At 61.0% G+C, this 16,784-nt stretch carries 13 protein-coding genes and 1 tRNA gene; 1 reads left to right on the top strand and 13 read right to left on the bottom strand.

Going from position 1 to position 16,784, the window contains the following annotated elements; genetic code table 11:
- From P9875_RS02245 to P9875_RS02185, 13 genes are all read right to left on the bottom strand, one after another.
- Positions 1-1,026 carry an arabinan endo-1,5-alpha-L-arabinosidase gene (locus P9875_RS02245; protein WP_278317476.1) on the bottom strand — a complete coding sequence of 342 codons (1,026 nt, stop codon included), beginning with the start codon at positions 1,024-1,026 and terminating at the stop codon, positions 1-3.
- Positions 1,027-1,091: 65 nt separating this feature from the next.
- Complete coding sequence (locus tag P9875_RS02240) at positions 1,092-2,639, bottom strand: alpha-N-arabinofuranosidase (RefSeq protein ID WP_099401181.1); 1,548 nt, start codon at positions 2,637-2,639, stop codon at positions 1,092-1,094.
- 155 nt (positions 2,640-2,794) lie between these two features.
- A complete protein-coding gene (locus P9875_RS02235; protein WP_278317475.1) occupies positions 2,795-3,562 on the bottom strand; it encodes an SDR family NAD(P)-dependent oxidoreductase in 768 nt (255 codons plus the stop codon).
- Between the two features lie 134 nt (positions 3,563-3,696).
- Positions 3,697-5,274 (bottom strand): aldehyde dehydrogenase (NADP(+)), encoded by a 1,578-nt coding sequence (locus tag P9875_RS02230; protein ID WP_278317474.1) that lies wholly within the window; start codon positions 5,272-5,274, stop codon positions 3,697-3,699.
- Positions 5,271-6,263, bottom strand: a complete 993-nt coding sequence (gene araD1, locus P9875_RS02225) for an AraD1 family protein (protein ID WP_219328535.1) — start codon at positions 6,261-6,263, stop codon at positions 5,271-5,273. Before araD1 ends, P9875_RS02230 begins: the two co-directional genes overlap by 4 nt.
- 12 nt (positions 6,264-6,275) lie before the next feature.
- Positions 6,276-8,018, bottom strand: a complete 1,743-nt coding sequence (locus P9875_RS02220; protein ID WP_139091362.1) for an IlvD/Edd family dehydratase — start codon at positions 8,016-8,018, stop codon at positions 6,276-6,278.
- A 261-nt stretch (positions 8,019-8,279) separates the two neighbouring features.
- The gene (locus P9875_RS02215) at positions 8,280-9,350 is read right to left on the bottom strand and encodes an aldose epimerase family protein (protein WP_278317473.1); all 1,071 of its coding nucleotides are present in this window, start codon (positions 9,348-9,350) and stop codon (positions 8,280-8,282) included.
- Between the two features lie 18 nt (positions 9,351-9,368).
- A complete protein-coding gene (locus tag P9875_RS02210) occupies positions 9,369-10,322 on the bottom strand; it encodes a glycoside hydrolase family 43 protein (protein WP_278317472.1) in 954 nt (317 codons plus the stop codon).
- A gap of 24 nt (positions 10,323-10,346) precedes the next feature.
- Positions 10,347-11,699: an MFS transporter gene (locus P9875_RS02205; protein WP_099401175.1), complete on the bottom strand. Its 1,353-nt coding sequence runs from the start codon at positions 11,697-11,699 to the stop codon at positions 10,347-10,349.
- A gap of 109 nt (positions 11,700-11,808) precedes the next feature.
- Entirely contained in the window at positions 11,809-14,466 is a 2,658-nt protein-coding gene (locus P9875_RS02200) for a TonB-dependent receptor (protein WP_278317471.1), read from the bottom strand.
- Positions 14,467-14,750: 284 nt separating this feature from the next.
- Positions 14,751-15,329 carry a PIN domain-containing protein gene (locus tag P9875_RS02195; protein ID WP_099401173.1) on the bottom strand — a complete coding sequence of 193 codons (579 nt, stop codon included), beginning with the start codon at positions 15,327-15,329 and terminating at the stop codon, positions 14,751-14,753.
- A complete protein-coding gene (locus P9875_RS02190; protein WP_035823639.1) occupies positions 15,329-15,793 on the bottom strand; it encodes a helix-turn-helix domain-containing protein in 465 nt (154 codons plus the stop codon). Before P9875_RS02190 ends, P9875_RS02195 begins: the two co-directional genes overlap by 1 nt.
- Positions 15,794-15,945: 152 nt before the next feature.
- A tRNA-Arg gene (locus P9875_RS02185) sits at positions 15,946-16,021 on the bottom strand.
- A gap of 199 nt (positions 16,022-16,220) precedes the next feature.
- Here P9875_RS02185 and P9875_RS02180 point away from each other — a divergent pair.
- On the top strand, positions 16,221-16,781 hold the full coding sequence (locus tag P9875_RS02180; protein ID WP_035823637.1) for a c-type cytochrome: 561 nt from the start codon (positions 16,221-16,223) through the stop codon (positions 16,779-16,781).
- Positions 16,782-16,784 lie beyond the last annotated feature (3 nt).

Below are 16,784 nucleotides of genomic sequence, written 5' to 3'. Positions count from 1 at the left end.
TTAGGGTTTGGCGGCCGGCAATTGGCGGCTTTGATAGCGGTTCAAGTCGCGCGCATCGACGTGCGGCCAGCCATCCGGGTCCCACGTCATGGGCAGGATCTTGAGCTTCTGCAAATAATTGTCCGCCGTTTCATACGCGTGCAGCACCAGGTAATCCTTGCCGTCGAACGTGTAGGCGCTGTTGTGGCCCAGGCCCTTCCAATCCTTGTCGCCTTTCAGCAGCACCGTGCCGCCGCCCTGCGCCATGTCGCGGCCATCCTTGTCCAGATACGGACCCGTCACGCTGTTGGAGCGCCCCACGGCCAGGTGATAGGTGCTTTTTTCTTTCTGGCAGCACAAGCCCCAGGAAACGAAGAGGAAGTAATCGTTGCCGCGCTGGAAGACGAACGGTGCCTCGATTTCCTCCGGTGCGGGCTTGAATTCGCCAGCCCTTGGCGGCAGCGGCACGCGGCGGGCCAGCGAGTGCCATTCTTGCGGTTCCGCAATGCGGGTCCAGTCTTTGTTGAGTTTCACCAGCTTGATGCCGTTCCAGAACGAGCCGAACGACATCCATGGCGTGCCCTTGGCATCGGTGATGATGTTCGAGTCGATGGCGTTCCACTCGTCGCGCTCGGGCACCGATTGCAGCAGCATGCCCTGGTCGACCCAGCGGTAGTCGGGCGCGCGGGGATTCAAGGTCGTGTTGACGGTCACGCCGATGCCGGACGTATTCTTGCCGAAGCCGGATACCGAGTAGTACAGGTAATATTTACCGTCGTGAAATTGCACGTCGGGCGCCCAGATATGGTCGTCAAAGCTGGGGGCAGCTGTTTTTGCCCAGGTCGGCTGGCCCGCGAAGACGCGCCCTTCCGGCTGCCAGTCGACCATGTTTTTCGAACTGTAAAAGGTGATGCCGGGCCCCGTGCTGTACAAATAATACGTGTCGCCTTCTTTCGCCATCACGGGGTCGTGCACGCTGACCTGGGCCGCCTGGACGGAGCTGAAGGCAAGCATGGCCGCCAAGGCCATCGTTATCGAAAATCGCATCGTGTTCTCCACATGACCAGCCGGCCCGTCATGCGGGCCGGCTGGATACATCAAAATCGGCAGGTTTATTCGACGGCCACCACCACGACAGCCTTGGCGGGCACCGACACGGTCAGCTTGCCGCCTTGCGCCTTGGCATTGAACGCCACCGGCTGCACGGCTTGCGGTTGCGCAAAGCTGTTGACGGCATCCATCTTGCCTGCGGTCAACACGCGGCCCGTCACGCTGGCCACCTGCTTGCCGGCCAGCGCCACACTCACGTCGACGGCCTTGTGCGGGTTCGTGTTGACCAGCGACAGATACACCTTGCCATCCTTGGCGCGCGCGGCCGAGGCGCTCACTTCCGGAATGCTGACCTTGCCCAGGCTGTATTTTCCATTGCCACTGATGGCGACCGGCAGCGAGGTGGCGTCCTGGAACGGCACATACATTTCAAACGCGTGATACGTAGGCGTGAGGAAATATTTGTCCTTGTCCGTGATGATCATCGCCTGCAGCACGTTGACCATTTGCGCGATATTCGTCATGCGCACACGGTCCGCGTGGGCATGGAAAATATTGAAGTTCAGAGCGGCGACGAGCGCATCGCGCAAGCTGTTTTGCTGGAACAAAAAACCCGTGTTGGTGCCCGGCTCGACGTCGTACCAGGTGCCCCATTCATCGACGTACAAACCCGTCTTTTTCGATGGGTCGTTCTTGTCGATGGCGGCGATATTGTTCTTGATCAAGCTATCGATGCGCAAGGTGCGGCTCAGTGTCGATATCCATTCATTTTCGCCAAAACCCGTGGCGGCGCCCTTCTTTTCCCACACGCCGGTCGGCACCGTGTAGTAGTGGAAACTGATGGCGTCCATCATGTTCGGCTTGATTTCGCGGCTCAGGGTGCTGGACCAGCTGATGTCGTCGTCATTGCCGCCGCTGGCGATGAATTTCGGGCGCGCGCTTTCCGGCGTCTTCATGAAGGTGTGATAGTGCTTGTACAGGTCGGCGTAGTACTGCGGACGCATATTGCCGCCACAACCCCACGCTTCATTGCCGATGCCAAAGTAATCGACTTTATACGGCTGGGCGCGGCCATTCTTGCGGCGCAGCTCGGCCAGGGTCGATTTGCTGTCCGAGGTCATGTATTCGAGCCATTCGGACATTTCCTGCGGCGTGCCGGAACCGAGGTTGCCGTTGATGTAGGTCTGCGCACCAAGCAGCTCGGCCAGGTCGAAGAATTCATGCGTGCCGACGGCGTTCGACTCTTCCACGCCGCCCCAGTTGGTGTTGACCTTGGTCGGACGCTGGGCGCGCGCGCCGATGCCGTCCTTCCAGTGGTATTCATCGGCAAAACAGCCGCCCGGCCAGCGAACCAGGGGCACGTGCAACTGTTTCAGCGCGCCCAGCACGTCATTGCGCCAGCCCTTGGTATTCGGAATGCTGGACTCCGGCCCCACCCACATGCCTTCATAGATACCGGTACCCAGATGCTCGGCGAACTGGCCGTACACGTTCTTGTTGATCACGGAACCGGGCTTGGCCACGTCGATGGTGACGCTGACGGGCGCGGCAAAGGCGCTGCCGGCCATGGCCAGGCTGAGGGCCACGATGCTGGTATGGATGAATTTCATGCTGTCTCCTGTTTTTTAGTGAAAAGCAAGGGCCGGGATCAACCCGGCGATGTAATGGCGAGGCCTCTCCTGCCGCGGGGTTGGGGCGGCAAGAGGGTATTTCTAGATCGGAGGTGCCGGTCAGTCCCGGCGCGGATTGAACGATGCGCTAAGGCTTAGATCCAGCCGGCATCCACAATGAATTCCTGGGAGGAACACATAGCACCATCGTCCGAGGCAAGGAACAGCACCATGGCGGCGATGTCCTGTGGCATCAGCTTGCTTGGCAAGCACTGGCTTTTCTTGATTTCCACTTCCGCCGCGTCGTCGACCCACAGGTCGATCTGGCGCTGCGTCATGACCCAGCCCGGTGTGACGGTGTTGACGCGGATATTGTGCGCGCCATAATCGCGCGCCAGGCCCCGCGTAAGGCCCACGACGGCCGCCTTGGTGGTGGCATACACAGGGTAGCCGCCCGACTTCATGTGCCAGGAAATCGAGCTGACGTTGATGATGGAACCGCCACCCTTGCGCTTCATGCCCTCGAAAACGGCCTGGCAGGTGAAGAACATGGGACGTTGATTGATCGCAATGCGCTCGTTCCAGTATTCCAGCGTGACGTCCTGCGCCTGGTGGCGCTGGTCGTTGGCGGCATTGTTGACGAGGATATCGAAGTCGCCCAGCTTGCCGGCCAGTTCGGCCATGACGGCTTGCAGCGATGGAATATCCGTGATGTCGCAATGGCGGAACAATGGCGCCGCCAGGCCCGCTTCGGCCAGGCGGCGGCACAGGGCCTCGCTCGCTTCCACGGCGATATCGACAAACGCCACCAGCGCGCCCTGGGCGGCAAACTCCGCCACCAGGGATTCGCCGATGCCGCTGCCGCCACCCGTGATGAACACGCGCTTGCCCTGCAAGCTGCCATATTTCGCCAATTGCTTCATCTTGTCTCCACCTGTTTATTTTTTATTTTTACCAATAAAACCGTAGCGAGCGGCAACGAGTTGTGGCCGAGACGCGGAACTGTGCGCATGCACAGTGAGCATCACAGGCCGCAAATCGCGCCGCGCAGTAGGTTTTAGTCTTTGCCCAGCACGCCATCGTGACGGCGCCAAATCCCCAGCGGATTATCGTCGCGCAGCGACTCTGGCAGCAAGTCTTGCGGCAGATTCTGGTAGGACACAGGACGCAGGAAGCGGTTGATGGCCGCCGTGCCGACCGAGGTGCTGCGGCCATCCGAGGTGGCCGGGAACGGGCCGCCGTGCACCATGGCCGTCGACACTTCCACGCCCGTCGGGAAACCGTTGGCCAGGATGCGGCCCACGCGGCGCTCCAGCACGGGCAGCAAGCGGCGCGCATCGTCCACGTCGCCGGCATCCATCTGCAGCGTGGCCGTCAGCTGGCCTTCCAGGCTTTCCGTGATCGCCAGCAATTGCTCGATGTCGCGGCAAGCGACCAGCAGCGAGGCCGGGCCGAAGACTTCGTCGCGCAGATCGTGCTTGGCCAGGAAAGCCTCGCCCGAGGTCACGAACAGGGCGGCGGCGCCCTTGCCTTCATCGCCCGTATTTTGCACCAGCGGCGTCACATCGGCGTGCTGCGCCAGGGCGGCGACGCCCTTGGCATAGCTGCTGGCGATACCGGCCGTCAACATGGTGGCGGCCGGCGCCGGCGCCAGCGCTTCGGCGGCAGCGGCGGCAAAGGCCGTAAAGTCAGGACCTTCCAGGCCCAGCACGAGGCCGGGATTGGTGCAGAACTGGCCCACGCCCATGGTCAGCGAGGCGGCAAAACCGCTGGCGATCGCCGCGCCACGGGCGGCCAGCGCTTGCGGCAGCACGAACACAGGGTTGATGCTGCTCATTTCCGCATACACGGGAATTGGCTGTGGACGTTCCGCCGCCACCTTCATCAGGGCGATGCCGCCCGAACGCGAACCCGTAAAACCGACGGCCTGGATGGCGGGATGGGCGACCAGGGCCTGGCCGATGCCATTGCCCGTGCCCGTCAGCAAGGCGAACACGCCGGCCGGCAGCTTGCAGATGGCAATCGCTTTGACGATGGCGCGCGCCACCAGCTCCGACGTGCCCGGATGGGCCGAGTGGGCTTTCAGCACGACAGGGCAGCCGGCAGCCAGGGCCGAGGCCGTATCGCCACCGGCCACCGAGAAGGCCAGCGGGAAGTTACTGGCCGCAAACACGGCGACGGGGCCGAGGCCGATCATGCGCAAGCGCAAGTCAGGACGCGGTGGCGTGCGGTCAGGCAGCGGGCTGTCGATGCGCGCATCGGTCCAGGATCCTTCGCGCAGCAAGCCGGCGAACAGTTTCAATTGACCCACCGTGCGGCCACGTTCGCCTTCCAGGCGTGCGCGCGGCAAGCCGCTTTCCGTCATGGCGCGCACGATCAGGTCGTCGCCCAGTTCGCCGATTTGCGCGGCGATGGTGTCGAGAAAATCGGCGCGCTGCGCATCCGTGGTGGCGCGGAACGGGTCGAATGCGGCTTGCGCCAGGCGGCATGCCTCGTCGATTTGCGCTACGTCAACCATGTGGAAGGCGGGCGCGATGTGCGCGCGCGCGGCCGGGTCCCACGCTTCGAAGGAGCCGCCATTGCCCTTGACGGCGACGCCGCCGATCAATGCATCACCGGTGATATTGAAACTCATAATGTGCTCACTTTCGCAAATTCGGTTGGGAAGACATCGAGGCGGTTGCGCAAGGCAGGGCCAAAGGCCGGCGCTTCGATTTCAAAGGTTTCGCCCGGCGCCACGCTCACGCCATCGGCAAAGCTTAACGTTGCCGTGCCGAAGAAGTGCACGTGCACGTCGCCAGGGCGCTTGAACAGCGGATACTTGAAGTGATGGTGTTCCAGGTTGGCAATCGTGTGCGACATATTCTCTTCGCCGCTGACGAACGCTTTTTCCCAGCGCACATTGCCAGCCGCGTCCAGCACGCGCGAAGTACCGGCGATATGCGCAGGCAATTCGCCCACCAGCAGGGCCGGTCCCACGCTGCAGGCGCGCAGTTTCGAGTGGGCCAGGTACAGATAGTTCTGGCGCTCCGTGATGTGGTCCGAAAATTCATTGCCGATGGCGTAGCCGACCCGGTAGGGCTGGCCGTCGTCGCCGATCACGTACAGGCCGGCGATTTCCGGCTCTTCGCCGCCATCGAGAGCAAAGTCCGGCATGCGCAGCGGCTGGCCGCCGGCGCGCACGATGGAGCCGTCGCCTTTATAGAACCATTCTGGCTGGGCGCCAGCCGTGCCGTCAGCCGGCTTGCCGCCTTCCACGCCGAGGCGGAACATTTTCATCGAGTCGCTCAAGGATTCCGCGTCGCCGCCGATCTTCTTGTGCATGGCATCGCGCGCGCCGGCGCTGCCCAGGTGGGTCAGGCCCGTGCCCGTCACGTAACAGTGCGCTTCATCGGCGTGGTCGAGCGGCGGCAGCACGCGGCCGGCAGCGGCCACGTCGGCATAGGAATGCGTGGTATTGCCGACGGTGGCGTTCACCAGGTCCGCCAGACTGACCTTTTTCCGGATGGCGTCTTGCGCCAGCGCATAGGTCGTGTTGTAGCCTTCGATGACGCGGATGACGTCGTCTTGCAGCAGGCCGACGAGGCGCCCGCCGTGTTCATTTGTAAATTGCAGCAACAGCATGGGATTCTCCGCTTAGTGTGAGTGGCGCGGCACGGCGGAACCGCGATTGCCGACCAGGAAGTCGAAATCGCAGCCTTCGTCGGCCTGCAACACGTGTTCGATGTACAGCTGCTGGTAGCCGCTCTTCGGCCCAGGCGCGCTGCCCAGTTCGCGAGCTGCCAGACGCTCGGCGATTTCCGCGTCGCTGATGTCGATGTTCAGGCTGCCGTTGTGGCAATCGAGGGCGATCATGTCGCCATCCTTGACGATGCCCAGCGGGCCACCGGCCATCGCTTCCGGCGCCACGTGCAAGACGACCGTGCCGTAGGCCGTGCCGCTCATGCGCGCATCCGAGATGCGCACCATGTCGGTGATGCCTTGCGCCAGCAATTTCGGCGGCAAGCCCATGTTGCCCACTTCGGCCATGCCGGGATAGCCTTTCGGGCCGCAATTTTTCATGACCAGCACGGAGTTCGCGTCCACATCGAGATCAGGATCAACGATGCGGGCCTTGTAATGTTCAAAGTCTTCGAACACGACGGCCTTGCCGCGGTGCTGCATCAAATGCGGCGAAGCGGCCGACGGTTTCAAGACGGCGCCGCGTGGCGCCAGGTTGCCGCGCAGCACACAGATACCGCCATCGGCCAGCAATGGGTTGTCCAGCGTGCGCACCACCTCGTCGTTGTAGATCGGCGCTTCGACGCAGTTGTCCCACAACGACTTGCCGTTGACGGTCAGCGCATTCTTGTGCGGCAGCAGATCGCCCTCGCCCAGGCGGCGTATCACGGCCGGCAAGCCGCCCGCATAATAGAACTCTTCCATCAGGAAACGGCCCGACGGCAGCAAGTCGACGATGGTCGGCGTGCCGCGGCCTACCTTGGTCCAGTCTTCCAGCTCCAGCGGCACGCCGATGCGGCCGGCAATCGCCTTCAGGTGGATCACGGCATTGGTCGAGCCGCCGATGGCGGCGTTGACCTTGATGGCGTTTTCAAACGCTTCACGCGTCAGCACTTTCGACAGGCGCAGGTCTTCATGCACCATTTCGACGATGCGGATGCCCGACATATGGGCCAGCACGTAGCGGCGCGAATCGACGGCGGGGATGGCGGCGTTGTGCGGCAGGGACGTGCCCAGCGCTTCCGCCATGCTGGCCATCGTCGAAGCCGTGCCCATGGTGTTACAGGTACCAGCCGAGCGCGACATGCCCGATTCGGCCGACATGAACTGGTGCAGGGTGATCGATCCCGCCTTCATCTGCTCGTGCAACTGCCATACGGCCGTGCCGGAACCGATGTCCTTGCCGTTCAGCTTGCCGTTCAGCATGGGACCGCCGCTGACGACGATGGTCGGGATATCGACGCTGGCAGCGCCCATCAGCAGCGCTGGCGTGGTCTTGTCGCAGCCGACCAGCAGCACGACGGCGTCCATCGGATTGCCGCGGATCGATTCTTCCACATCCATCGAGGCCAGGTTGCGCGTCAGCATGGCTGTCGGGCGCAAATTCGATTCGCCATTCGAGAAGACAGGAAATTCCACTGGGAAACCGCCCGCTTCCAGGATGCCGCGCTTGACGTGCTCGGCCAGTTGGCGGAAATGCGCGTTGCAGGGGGTCAGTTCGGACCAGGTATTGCAGATGCCGATGATGGGCTTGCCATGAAATTCGTGGTCAGGTATGCCCTGGTTTTTCATCCAGCTGCGGTACATGAAGCCATTCTTGTCCTGCGAGCCGAACCACTCGGCCGAGCGCAGGGCTACCTTCTTTTTTGTCTCAGACATGCCATTCTCCTGGTTGTGCCATGCCGGATCTAAGGTCGTCGGCCCGGGCAGCGATGTTGGAATACTAAAGAATCCTGCCATGCCTTTCCAATCAATTTTTAATGCGTTCCGATATCGAAAACGATATCCATCAGCACCAATGAAAACGCCCTGCGCGCGCGTGGCGGCAGGGCGTGGAAGGTTTTCAGTCCGCGTTACCCCAGCAAAGGCCGGGGTCGTACCCTAAGGGTACGACCCCAGATTTCGTTTGGGGTTAAACGATTATTCTGCGGAAAACCGATAGACCGTTTCCGTCTGATACACCTGGCCCGGGCGCAAAATGGTATTCGGGAAATGCGGCTGGTTCGGCGAATCCGGGAAATGCTGGGTTTCCAGACATAGCGCGCTGCGATAACTGTTGGCGCACAGCTTGCCGGGCTGGCTGCCGTCGAGGAAATTGCCCGAATAAAACTGGACACCGGGCTCCTGCGTGTACACCTGCATCACCCTGCCCGATTGCGGATCGCGCACGGTGGCGGCCAGGTTCAGCCCGTGATCTGCCTGTTTATTGAGCACAAAGTTATGGTCGTAGCCGCGGCCGATGCGCAGCTGCTCATGCGGCAGGGCTATGCTGTCGCCGATAATGGTGCTCTGGCGCAAGTCAAACGGCGTGCCGGACACGTCCGCCAGTTCGCCCGTGGGTATCGACCCCGCGTCCACGGGCAGGTAGCGGTCCGCGTTGATCGTCACCTCATGGCCGAGGATAGTGCCCTGCCCCGCCAGATTGAAATAGCTGTGGTTGGTCAGGTTGATCGGCGTGGCCTGGTCCGTCACGGCGTGGTAACGCAGGCTCAGCGCATTGTCGTTGTCCAGTTCGTACACGACGGTGACGTCCAGCTTGCCCGGATAACCGTCTTCGCCGTGCGGGCTGCTGCGCGTAAACGTCACGCCGACGGCATCGTCCCGGGTGAACGGCTCGGCTTGCCACATGACCTGGTGAAAGCCCTGGTTTCCACCATGCAAGTGATTCGGCGCATTATTGACGGCCAGCTGGTAATCCTTGCCGTCGAGGCTAAAACGTCCCTCGGCGATGCGGTTGCCGTAGCGGCCGATGACGGCGCCCAGGAAAGCGCCGTTGGCCAGATACGGCTCGATGCGATCAAAACCGAGCACCACGTCGGCAAAGCTGCCATCGCGGTCAGGCACGTGAATTTCACTGATGATGGCGCCAAAGTCGAGCACCTTGACTTGCATGCCCTGGCGGTTCGTCAGGGTAAATACGCTGACGGGCTGGCCATCGGGCAGGATGCCGAACGGCGCTTGCGTCACTGAAACAGAATCAACTGGGGTCATGGCGTCGGGTCCGAAGCGTTACAGGGTCGATGAGCGGCCAAACACGGGCATGCCTTGCGCATCCCAGCGCAGCGGTTTGACAAAGGTATGGCGGTCCGGGTTCCACAAAGGGTCGCCGACGATTTCCGTGTAGGTGCGGGCATGGTACACCAGCAATACGCCATCGCCGTCGCCGTCGCCGGCCGTCGTGAAACTGTTATGGCCGGGGCCATAGATGCCGTGCTCGTAGCAGGTGGCAAACACGGGCTCGGGCGACTTGGTCCACGCCGCCGGATCGAGCAAGTCGGCGGAGTCGGCGGCCCACAGCAAGCCCATCGCGTAGTTTTCATCGGTGGCGCTGGCCGAATAGCTGATGAAGATCTTGCCGTTGCGCTTCAGCACGGATGGCCCCTCGTTGACCCAGAAGCCGCGGATTTCCCAGTCGAATTCAGGTTTACTCAGCATCACGGGCGGCCCGGCCAGCTGCCACGGCGTGGCCATCGGCGCGATGTACAGGTTCGAGTTGCCCTCGATGGCCACATCTTTCTGCGCCCACAGGTAGTACAGCACGCCGTCGTGCTCGAACGTGGTGGCGTCCAGGCAAAAGGTGTCGATGCCTGTATCGATCTGGCCCATGAATTCCCATTCACCTTCAAGCGGATTGGCGTTGGTATTGCGGATCGCATACATGCGGTGCTGGAACAGTTTATGTTTGATCTCGCGGCTCGGCGCGGCGGCGAAATACACATACCAGGCACCCTGGTTGAAGTGCAGCTCGGGCGCCCACACCAGTTCGCTGTACGGCCCCGTTTCCGGCTTGTGCCACACGTCGACCGTTTGCGCGCCGGCCAGGCCGGCGATGCTGTCGGCGCGGCGCAGTTCGATGCGGTCGTACTGCGGCACGGAGGCCGTAAAGTAATAGTAACCGTCGCTGTGACGGTAGATATGCGGGTCGGCGCGCTGTTCGATCAGCGGTTTCAAGATGTCAGCCATGTTGCTTGCTCCATTCAATTATTCTTAGGCGGCCACGTAGCCGCGCTTGTGCATTTCCGACTTCACGCCGCTGTAGTACGTATCGCTGATGCGGTATTTGAACATCAGCAAGCCCATCAGCAAGTGGAAGAAGCCGGGGATGACCGACAGCATCAGGGCGATGCCGTTCAGGGCGAATTGCGTTTGCTCATGGTTGGGCTGGTAGTCGAAATACGACAGCAGCATGCCGACCAAAAAGCCGGCCACCGCCATGCCGGCCTTCTGGCACACGGAGATGCCGCCAAAGGCGAAGCCGGAGACGCGCTTGCCCGTTTTCACTTGGCCATAGTCGATGGTCTCGGCGATGGCCGACCAGAACACGGGCGCATGCAAGTCGACCACGAAGGACAGCAGGAAATACAGGGCGAAGGCCAGCACGGTGTCGCTCGGTGTGACGAAGAAATAGATCGCCAGGCTGATCAGCGCGACGCCGATCTGCGTGTAGCGGAACAATTTGACCTTGCAATAAAACTTGGTGATCCAGGTCGAGGCGATCATCGCCAGGATGGCGGCCACCACGCCCGTGGTCAGAAAAGCGGCCACCGTTTCCGTGCTGCCACCCAAGTAATATTTCGCGTAATAAATGGCGACGGAGCCGCGCACCACGTAGCCCACCGTGCCCGTGACGCACACGCCGCACAGCACCAGCCACTGGTCGTTCTGCAGCAGCACCTTCAATTGCGCCAGCAGCGATTGCTTCTCCACCACATGTACGACGCGCTCGGTGGTGGTGAAATAGCAGAACAGGAACAGGGCCACGCCCATGACGGCCATCACGGCCATGGCGGCCTGGTAGCCGACGGCCGGGTTGCCGCCGCCCCAGCGCTGCGACAGGATCGGCACGACGATGGTCACCATAAAGGCGCCGATCTTGGCGAAGAACAAGCGGTAGCCATTGGCCGACAGGCGCTCATGCGGGTCGCTGGTCAGGCCGCTGATCAGCGAGATATAGGGAATGCCCACGCCGGCCGTCATGATGGTCATCAGGATATACGTGGAATATGCCCAGATCAGCTTGGCGTCATAGCCCCATTCCGGCGTGGTGAAGACGAAAAACACGCTGATGCCGAAGGGCACGGCCAGCCACAGCAGGTATGGGCGGTAGCGGCCCGAGGCGAAGCTGTAGCGGTCGGTGATCTGCCCCATGACGAGGTCGGCGATGGCGCCCACCACTTTCACGGCCACGAACAGCAGGGCCAGGTCGGTGGTTTTCAAGCCATAGATATCGGTATAGAAAAAGGTGATGATCAACATCATCGACGAGATGACGACATTGAGCGCCATGTCGCCGGCGCCGAAGCCGACCTTTTCAACGGTAGATAATTTTTGCGTCTCCATGCTTTCCGTCCATTCTTTTTATGATGAATCGTGCGTGACTGCCCAACTGACACAGGCGCTGCCGGCCGAAACCTTGGCAACGCCCTTGATTTTTTACGATGCGATCAAGCTACATCTTCCAGCGCAGTGATACGCCAACTGTCCGGTCATAGCGGCGCGTATCGCGCGCATACACGCCCGGCTCGTTCCAGTAATCCTTGAACTTGGTGTCGAGCAAGTTATTCCCATCGAGGGTCACGGTGAACTGGTCATTGATCTTGTACGACAGCGAACCGTCGAGCTGGGCCGTGGCCGCCACTTTCAAGTCCAGGCCAGGGCCGCCCTGGTTGTAGCTGTCGATGAATTTCGAGCGCCAGTTGTAGGCCAGGCGGCCCGACCAGGCATCTTTTTCGTACAGCACGACCAGGTTGTAGGCATAGCGCGACACGCCCGTGATGGCATGGCTGCCCGTCTCGTCGTTGGTCTTGCCGCTCATGTAGGTGCCGTTCGCTTGCAAGCCCAGGCCGCTCAACAGGCCAGGCAAGCCGTCATAAAACTGCTGGTAGCCAATTTCCAGGCCTTGCAACTTGCCGGCGGCGGTGTTGTACGGGCGATCCACATCATAGGTCTTGCCGGCGATGGTTTCGCTGGAAATGCGTTGCTGGATATAGCCGTCGAACTTGTGGTGGAACACGGTGGCCGTCACGGAACCGGCTGGCGCGAAATACCATTCCAGTGCGGCGTCAACATTGTCGCCCGTCACCGGTTTCAAGTTCGGATTGCCGCCCGCGCCCGTCGCCTTCACCGTTTCCGTCGAGTTGACCAGAGCCACGCCAGGGTTCAGCTGGGAAAAGCCCGGACGGCTGATGGTGCGGCCCGCAGCGAAGCGGCCGACCAGGTCAGAGCGCAGCTTGATTTTCAAGGCCACGCTCGGCAGCACGTCGGTGCTGGCCGTGTCGCTGATGACGGGCGTGTAGACGCCATCTTGCGAACTGTTGCCTTGTAGACTTTGCTCGGTGCGTACGACGCGCACGCCCACAGTGCCGTCGACGGGGTAGGCGCCCAGCTTGAAGGCGACCTTGGCCTTGGTATAGATCGAATACGTCTTTTCCGTGTCCTTGAAGAACGAGCCCGGGTCCATGGCCCGTGCCGCGCTGCTGCCCGTGACGGCTTCGCGGATGGTGCCCGTGTTATTGAGCAGGAAGCTGGCGCACGGCGTGTACCACTGCTTCAAACCATAGTCGGGGCCGCCGCTGGACATCGGTTCCGACAGGCAATTGAGGCCCGGAATCGACGTGACGCTCTGACGGCTGAACGGAAACGCGGCGCCGGACACGTCCGGTGCTTCCGCATTGCCCTCGAAGCTCTTGATCGATTCGGCTTCGCGCTTCACGCCGCGCAAGCCGACGCTGATTTCCTTGAAGATGCCGCCGGCGCTCGGCGTGTACGCCAGGTCGGCGCGCACATCGTTCGAGCTGCCCTGATCCCGGCCGTAGCGGTCGAAAAAGCCCTTCAGATAGTAGTTCGACGGGTCTTGCAAATCGACGCCCGTGTAGTCGACGTGCAAGGTGCCGTTCTGATTGGTATTGATGCGGGCATTCGGCACGACCGTAATCGCATCGAGAATCGGGTTGCGCCAGGCATAGGTGCTCTTGGTGCTGGCCACTTCCGACGTGAAACGCCATTCCGGATTGATATCCCACAAGCCACCCACGGCAAACTGATGCGTCTTCGTCTGGTTCTTGTTCGCCTGCGTCGACATGATGGTGTTGACGTTGGTGGATGTGAGCGTTTGCAGCTGGTCGGTGCCGGGAATTTTTGTTGCCGACACGGCCGTGCCCCACCACGGCAAGCCGACGAAGTAATCGGACTCGGCATCGAGCAGGAAGCGCGTGGCCATGCCTTCCGCATACAGTTCGACGTCGGCGTTCGGGCGCCATTGCAGCACGGCATTGGCGGTCGTGCGGCGGCGGTCGCCCTTGATCGGCAGCAAGCCCACCTGATCCGGCCCCGTCAAGCCAGGCAACAGGAAACTTTTATCCACGGGCGCCGTATTGAACGCGCGTTCTTCATGGTAGCGGTGCTGCTGCTGCGACAAGCCCAGCAGCGCGCCCACTTCGCCGATGCCCGTCTTCCAGCGGTTCGACAGCATGCCACTGATGTTCGGGTCGGTAGCCTTGGATTTGTCGCTGTAGACGGCGCGCGTATTCACGCTGGCGGTAAACTCCTTGAAATCGAAGGGGCGATTCGTGCGCACGTCGATGATGCCGGCCACGCCGCCTTCGACCTGGTCCGCGCCCTGCGACTTATAGACGTCCACGCGCTGCAGCATCGTGGCGGGAATGTCGGCCAGGTTGACGTAGCGGCCCGTGGTGGTGAACAGTTCGCGGCCATTGAGCAGGGTCGTGACATCGCGCAAGCCGCGGATCATGACGGCGCTCGCCTCGCCCGAATCGCGGCGGATCTGGATGCCGGAAATGCGCGCCAGCGTCTCGGCCACGTTGTTATCGGGGAATTTGCCGATATCATCGGCAACGATGGAATCGATGACCTGGTCCGAACGCATCTTGATCTGCTGGGAATTCTGGGCCGAGCGGCGCACGCCGCTGACGGTCACGACCGACACTTCCGCAGCCGACTCGGCACTGGCACCGGCCGCCACCGCCTCCTGCGCCCAGACCGAAGCCGTGCTCAGCAAGCCAATACCGGCCAGTGCCGCAACGGCTGCCTTCAAGGTGAATGGACGAGGGGAAGTGGCCGCGAGCGGGCCGGTGGCGTTGCGCATCATGAATCTCCAGATATTGTATTGATATTTTTTGTATCGCTTGCATGTCGTTCGCATGCTCGGCGTTTATCTTAGGGGCTGGGCGATAATCTCTCCAATCAATTTTTCCACTGTTTCGATATCAATTTTGATATCGGCGCTGGAAGGACTTTGGAGGTTGTAAAGCGACAACGGCAGGGGCGTCAGGGATGTTTCAGGCAGGATCATGCCTGAAAAAACGGCAGTTCAAGCCTCAGAAAAACGCAGGCATGTATTCAAGGGTCGCAGCGGAGTGGTGGGAGCGGGCGCTAGAGCAAGGCAATCGCGGAACGCAGCAACTTGCCCAGTTGCGGCAAGCCTTGCGCTTCGTAAGTGGCAATCAGTTCGGCGGCGGATCTGGTTGGTTTTCGCAATAGCGCCCGGTTTTCCTTGACGACACTGAGCGTGCGTATCGGCGCGAGTTCATACTGCGCTACCAGAAAATCATCGGGGTGCAAGACTTCAATGTTGTGCCCTCGCATGATCGCGTCCGGGAGGTCTTTGAGATTGAATGTGACGATAGCGTCTGCATGCCCCACGATGGCTGCCGCCAACACGTGCCGGTCGTCGGCATCGGGCAAGACCAAGGCATCAATCAGATATTCGTATGACTCGATTACGCCGTCCTCCACTGCCTCGGCCATCAGCGCGCTGGTGCGCGCCAAGGCCGAAGGGTCCAGATCAGGCCGCTTGAGCAGCAAGTTGCGCTGCCACTCCTCCTGTATCTGCGCAGTCCAGCGTGCGCTGAAGATACCGTCCGCCGCCAAACTCAGCAATAAATCGCGCAAGGATGCCGGGTACAACACACAGGCATCGAGGACGGCAGTGTAACGGTGGTATCCGGCCATCAGTACCCCAGTTCAAGCTCCTGCGCCTGATCTGCCAAGGCCTGCAAGGCCTGTTGCGAACGCCGTTTGCGCTCATCCTTGTATTGCACCACATCCTCAAAGCGCAACCGTCGGTGCGTACCCACCTTATGATGGGGAATCTTCCCAGCCTCCAGCAGGCGCACCAGATAAGGCCGCGACATATTCAAATACATCGCCGCTTCCTGCGTTGTCACATCATGTTCCTTCGGCATGACCGTCACGGCCTTACCTTGCGCCAGGGTACCCAGGACATCGGCAAACAGGCGCAACACATTCGGCGGCAAGCGCAGCAAGGGGGCATCGCCCAAGTCTTGCGCTCCCTCCTCCAGAACGGCAATCTGCACGGCACGCGAATGATCCAGCGCACTGACCAGACAGCGTTGCGCCGCTTTCGCCAGTTCCAGATCTTCTTTATTTTCCAGACGATCGATTACATTCGACATGGCATTCCTCCCTGCTTTTCATTCAAGCTTACGAGTCAAACGCAATAAACGCAACCAAAATAGTATAACAATGTGTGCAGGGACAAGCACGGGGCAAGCCATCAACTGCGAACAGAGGGGAAGAATAATTGAGGAAACGACGAGGGACATCTTGGTGCGGCTGGCGGGGATCGAACCCACGACCCTTGGCTTCGGAGGCCAATACTCTATCCACTGAGCTACAGCCGCGTAGGGGGAATTTCTGAAGTGATGCGAAGGATACCGTTTTTCTTTACCTACGTCTACGGAAACTGTCGTATCGCTGGCAATTGCATGTCACTGCTCAATTTTTGTGCCTATAATTGTGGGTTTCATAAAGGTTTACATCCAAGCATGTAAAAATGCTACCTTACACGGCCATCAGTTTCAAATCTGGACTAAGGACATCATGAGCGACGCACATAACGAACAACAATCAGCGATCAAAACGCCTAAACAATTGCTTGCCGCCGTAGCTGGCTTCTTCCTCATCACCGTCATCGGCATCATCCTGCTGGTGCAGTTCGTCACGGCGCAAAAACTGACGGGCGCCGGTACGGACAGCCAGTCGCCGGAAGCCATTGCCGAGCGTTTGAGCCCGGTGGCCAACGCCGGCTTTACCTTCAAGGATGCCAGCGGTCCGAAAGTGCTGCAAAGCGGTGAAGCCGTGTACACGGCGACCTGCGTGGCTTGCCATGGCGCCGGCGTGGCCGGTGCACCGAAGTTTGGCGACGCGGGTGGCTGGTCGGCCCGCCTGGCCCAGGGTTACGATACGGTCCTGAAACACGCCATCGAAGGCTTGCGCGCGATGCCGGCCAAGGGCGGCAATCCCGACCTCGACGATGTGGAAGTGGCGCGCGCCGTCGTCTATATCGCCAACGCGTCGGGCGGCAAGTTCAAGGAACCGGAAGTGCCGGCACCAGCCGCGGCCGCTGATGGCGCTGCTCCTGCAGCCGAGCCTGCCAAATAATTC

Origin of the sequence: Janthinobacterium rivuli, from assembly GCF_029690045.1 — a bacterium.
In the GTDB taxonomy this organism is placed as follows: Bacteria; Pseudomonadota; Gammaproteobacteria; order Burkholderiales; family Burkholderiaceae_D; genus Janthinobacterium; species Janthinobacterium rivuli.
The sequence above is the reverse complement of the archived record's forward strand: the minus strand, read 5'-3'. Positions and strand labels throughout refer to the sequence as shown.

Bases quoted from the DNA above. Each gene is read 5' to 3' on its own strand.
- P9875_RS02195 (WP_099401173.1), bottom strand. From the start codon at position 15,329: ATGGCCGGATACCACCGTTACACTGCCGTCCTCGATGCCTGTGTGTTG.
- P9875_RS02245 (WP_278317476.1), bottom strand. From the start codon at position 1,026: ATGCGATTTTCGATAACGATGGCCTTGGCGGCCATGCTTGCCTTCAGC.
- P9875_RS02240 (WP_099401181.1), bottom strand. From the start codon at position 2,639: ATGAAATTCATCCATACCAGCATCGTGGCCCTCAGCCTGGCCATGGCC.
- P9875_RS02235 (WP_278317475.1), bottom strand. From the start codon at position 3,562: ATGAAGCAATTGGCGAAATATGGCAGCTTGCAGGGCAAGCGCGTGTTC.
- P9875_RS02210 (WP_278317472.1), bottom strand. From the start codon at position 10,322: ATGGCTGACATCTTGAAACCGCTGATCGAACAGCGCGCCGACCCGCAT.
- araD1 (WP_219328535.1), bottom strand. From the start codon at position 6,263: ATGCTGTTGCTGCAATTTACAAATGAACACGGCGGGCGCCTCGTCGGC.
- P9875_RS02180 (WP_035823637.1), top strand. From the start codon at position 16,221: ATGAGCGACGCACATAACGAACAACAATCAGCGATCAAAACGCCTAAA.
- P9875_RS02230 (WP_278317474.1), bottom strand. From the start codon at position 5,274: ATGAGTTTCAATATCACCGGTGATGCATTGATCGGCGGCGTCGCCGTC.
- P9875_RS02220 (WP_139091362.1), bottom strand. From the start codon at position 8,018: ATGTCTGAGACAAAAAAGAAGGTAGCCCTGCGCTCGGCCGAGTGGTTC.
- P9875_RS02215 (WP_278317473.1), bottom strand. From the start codon at position 9,350: ATGACCCCAGTTGATTCTGTTTCAGTGACGCAAGCGCCGTTCGGCATC.
- P9875_RS02200 (WP_278317471.1), bottom strand. From the start codon at position 14,466: ATGATGCGCAACGCCACCGGCCCGCTCGCGGCCACTTCCCCTCGTCCA.
- P9875_RS02205 (WP_099401175.1), bottom strand. From the start codon at position 11,699: ATGGAGACGCAAAAATTATCTACCGTTGAAAAGGTCGGCTTCGGCGCC.
- P9875_RS02190 (WP_035823639.1), bottom strand. From the start codon at position 15,793: ATGTCGAATGTAATCGATCGTCTGGAAAATAAAGAAGATCTGGAACTG.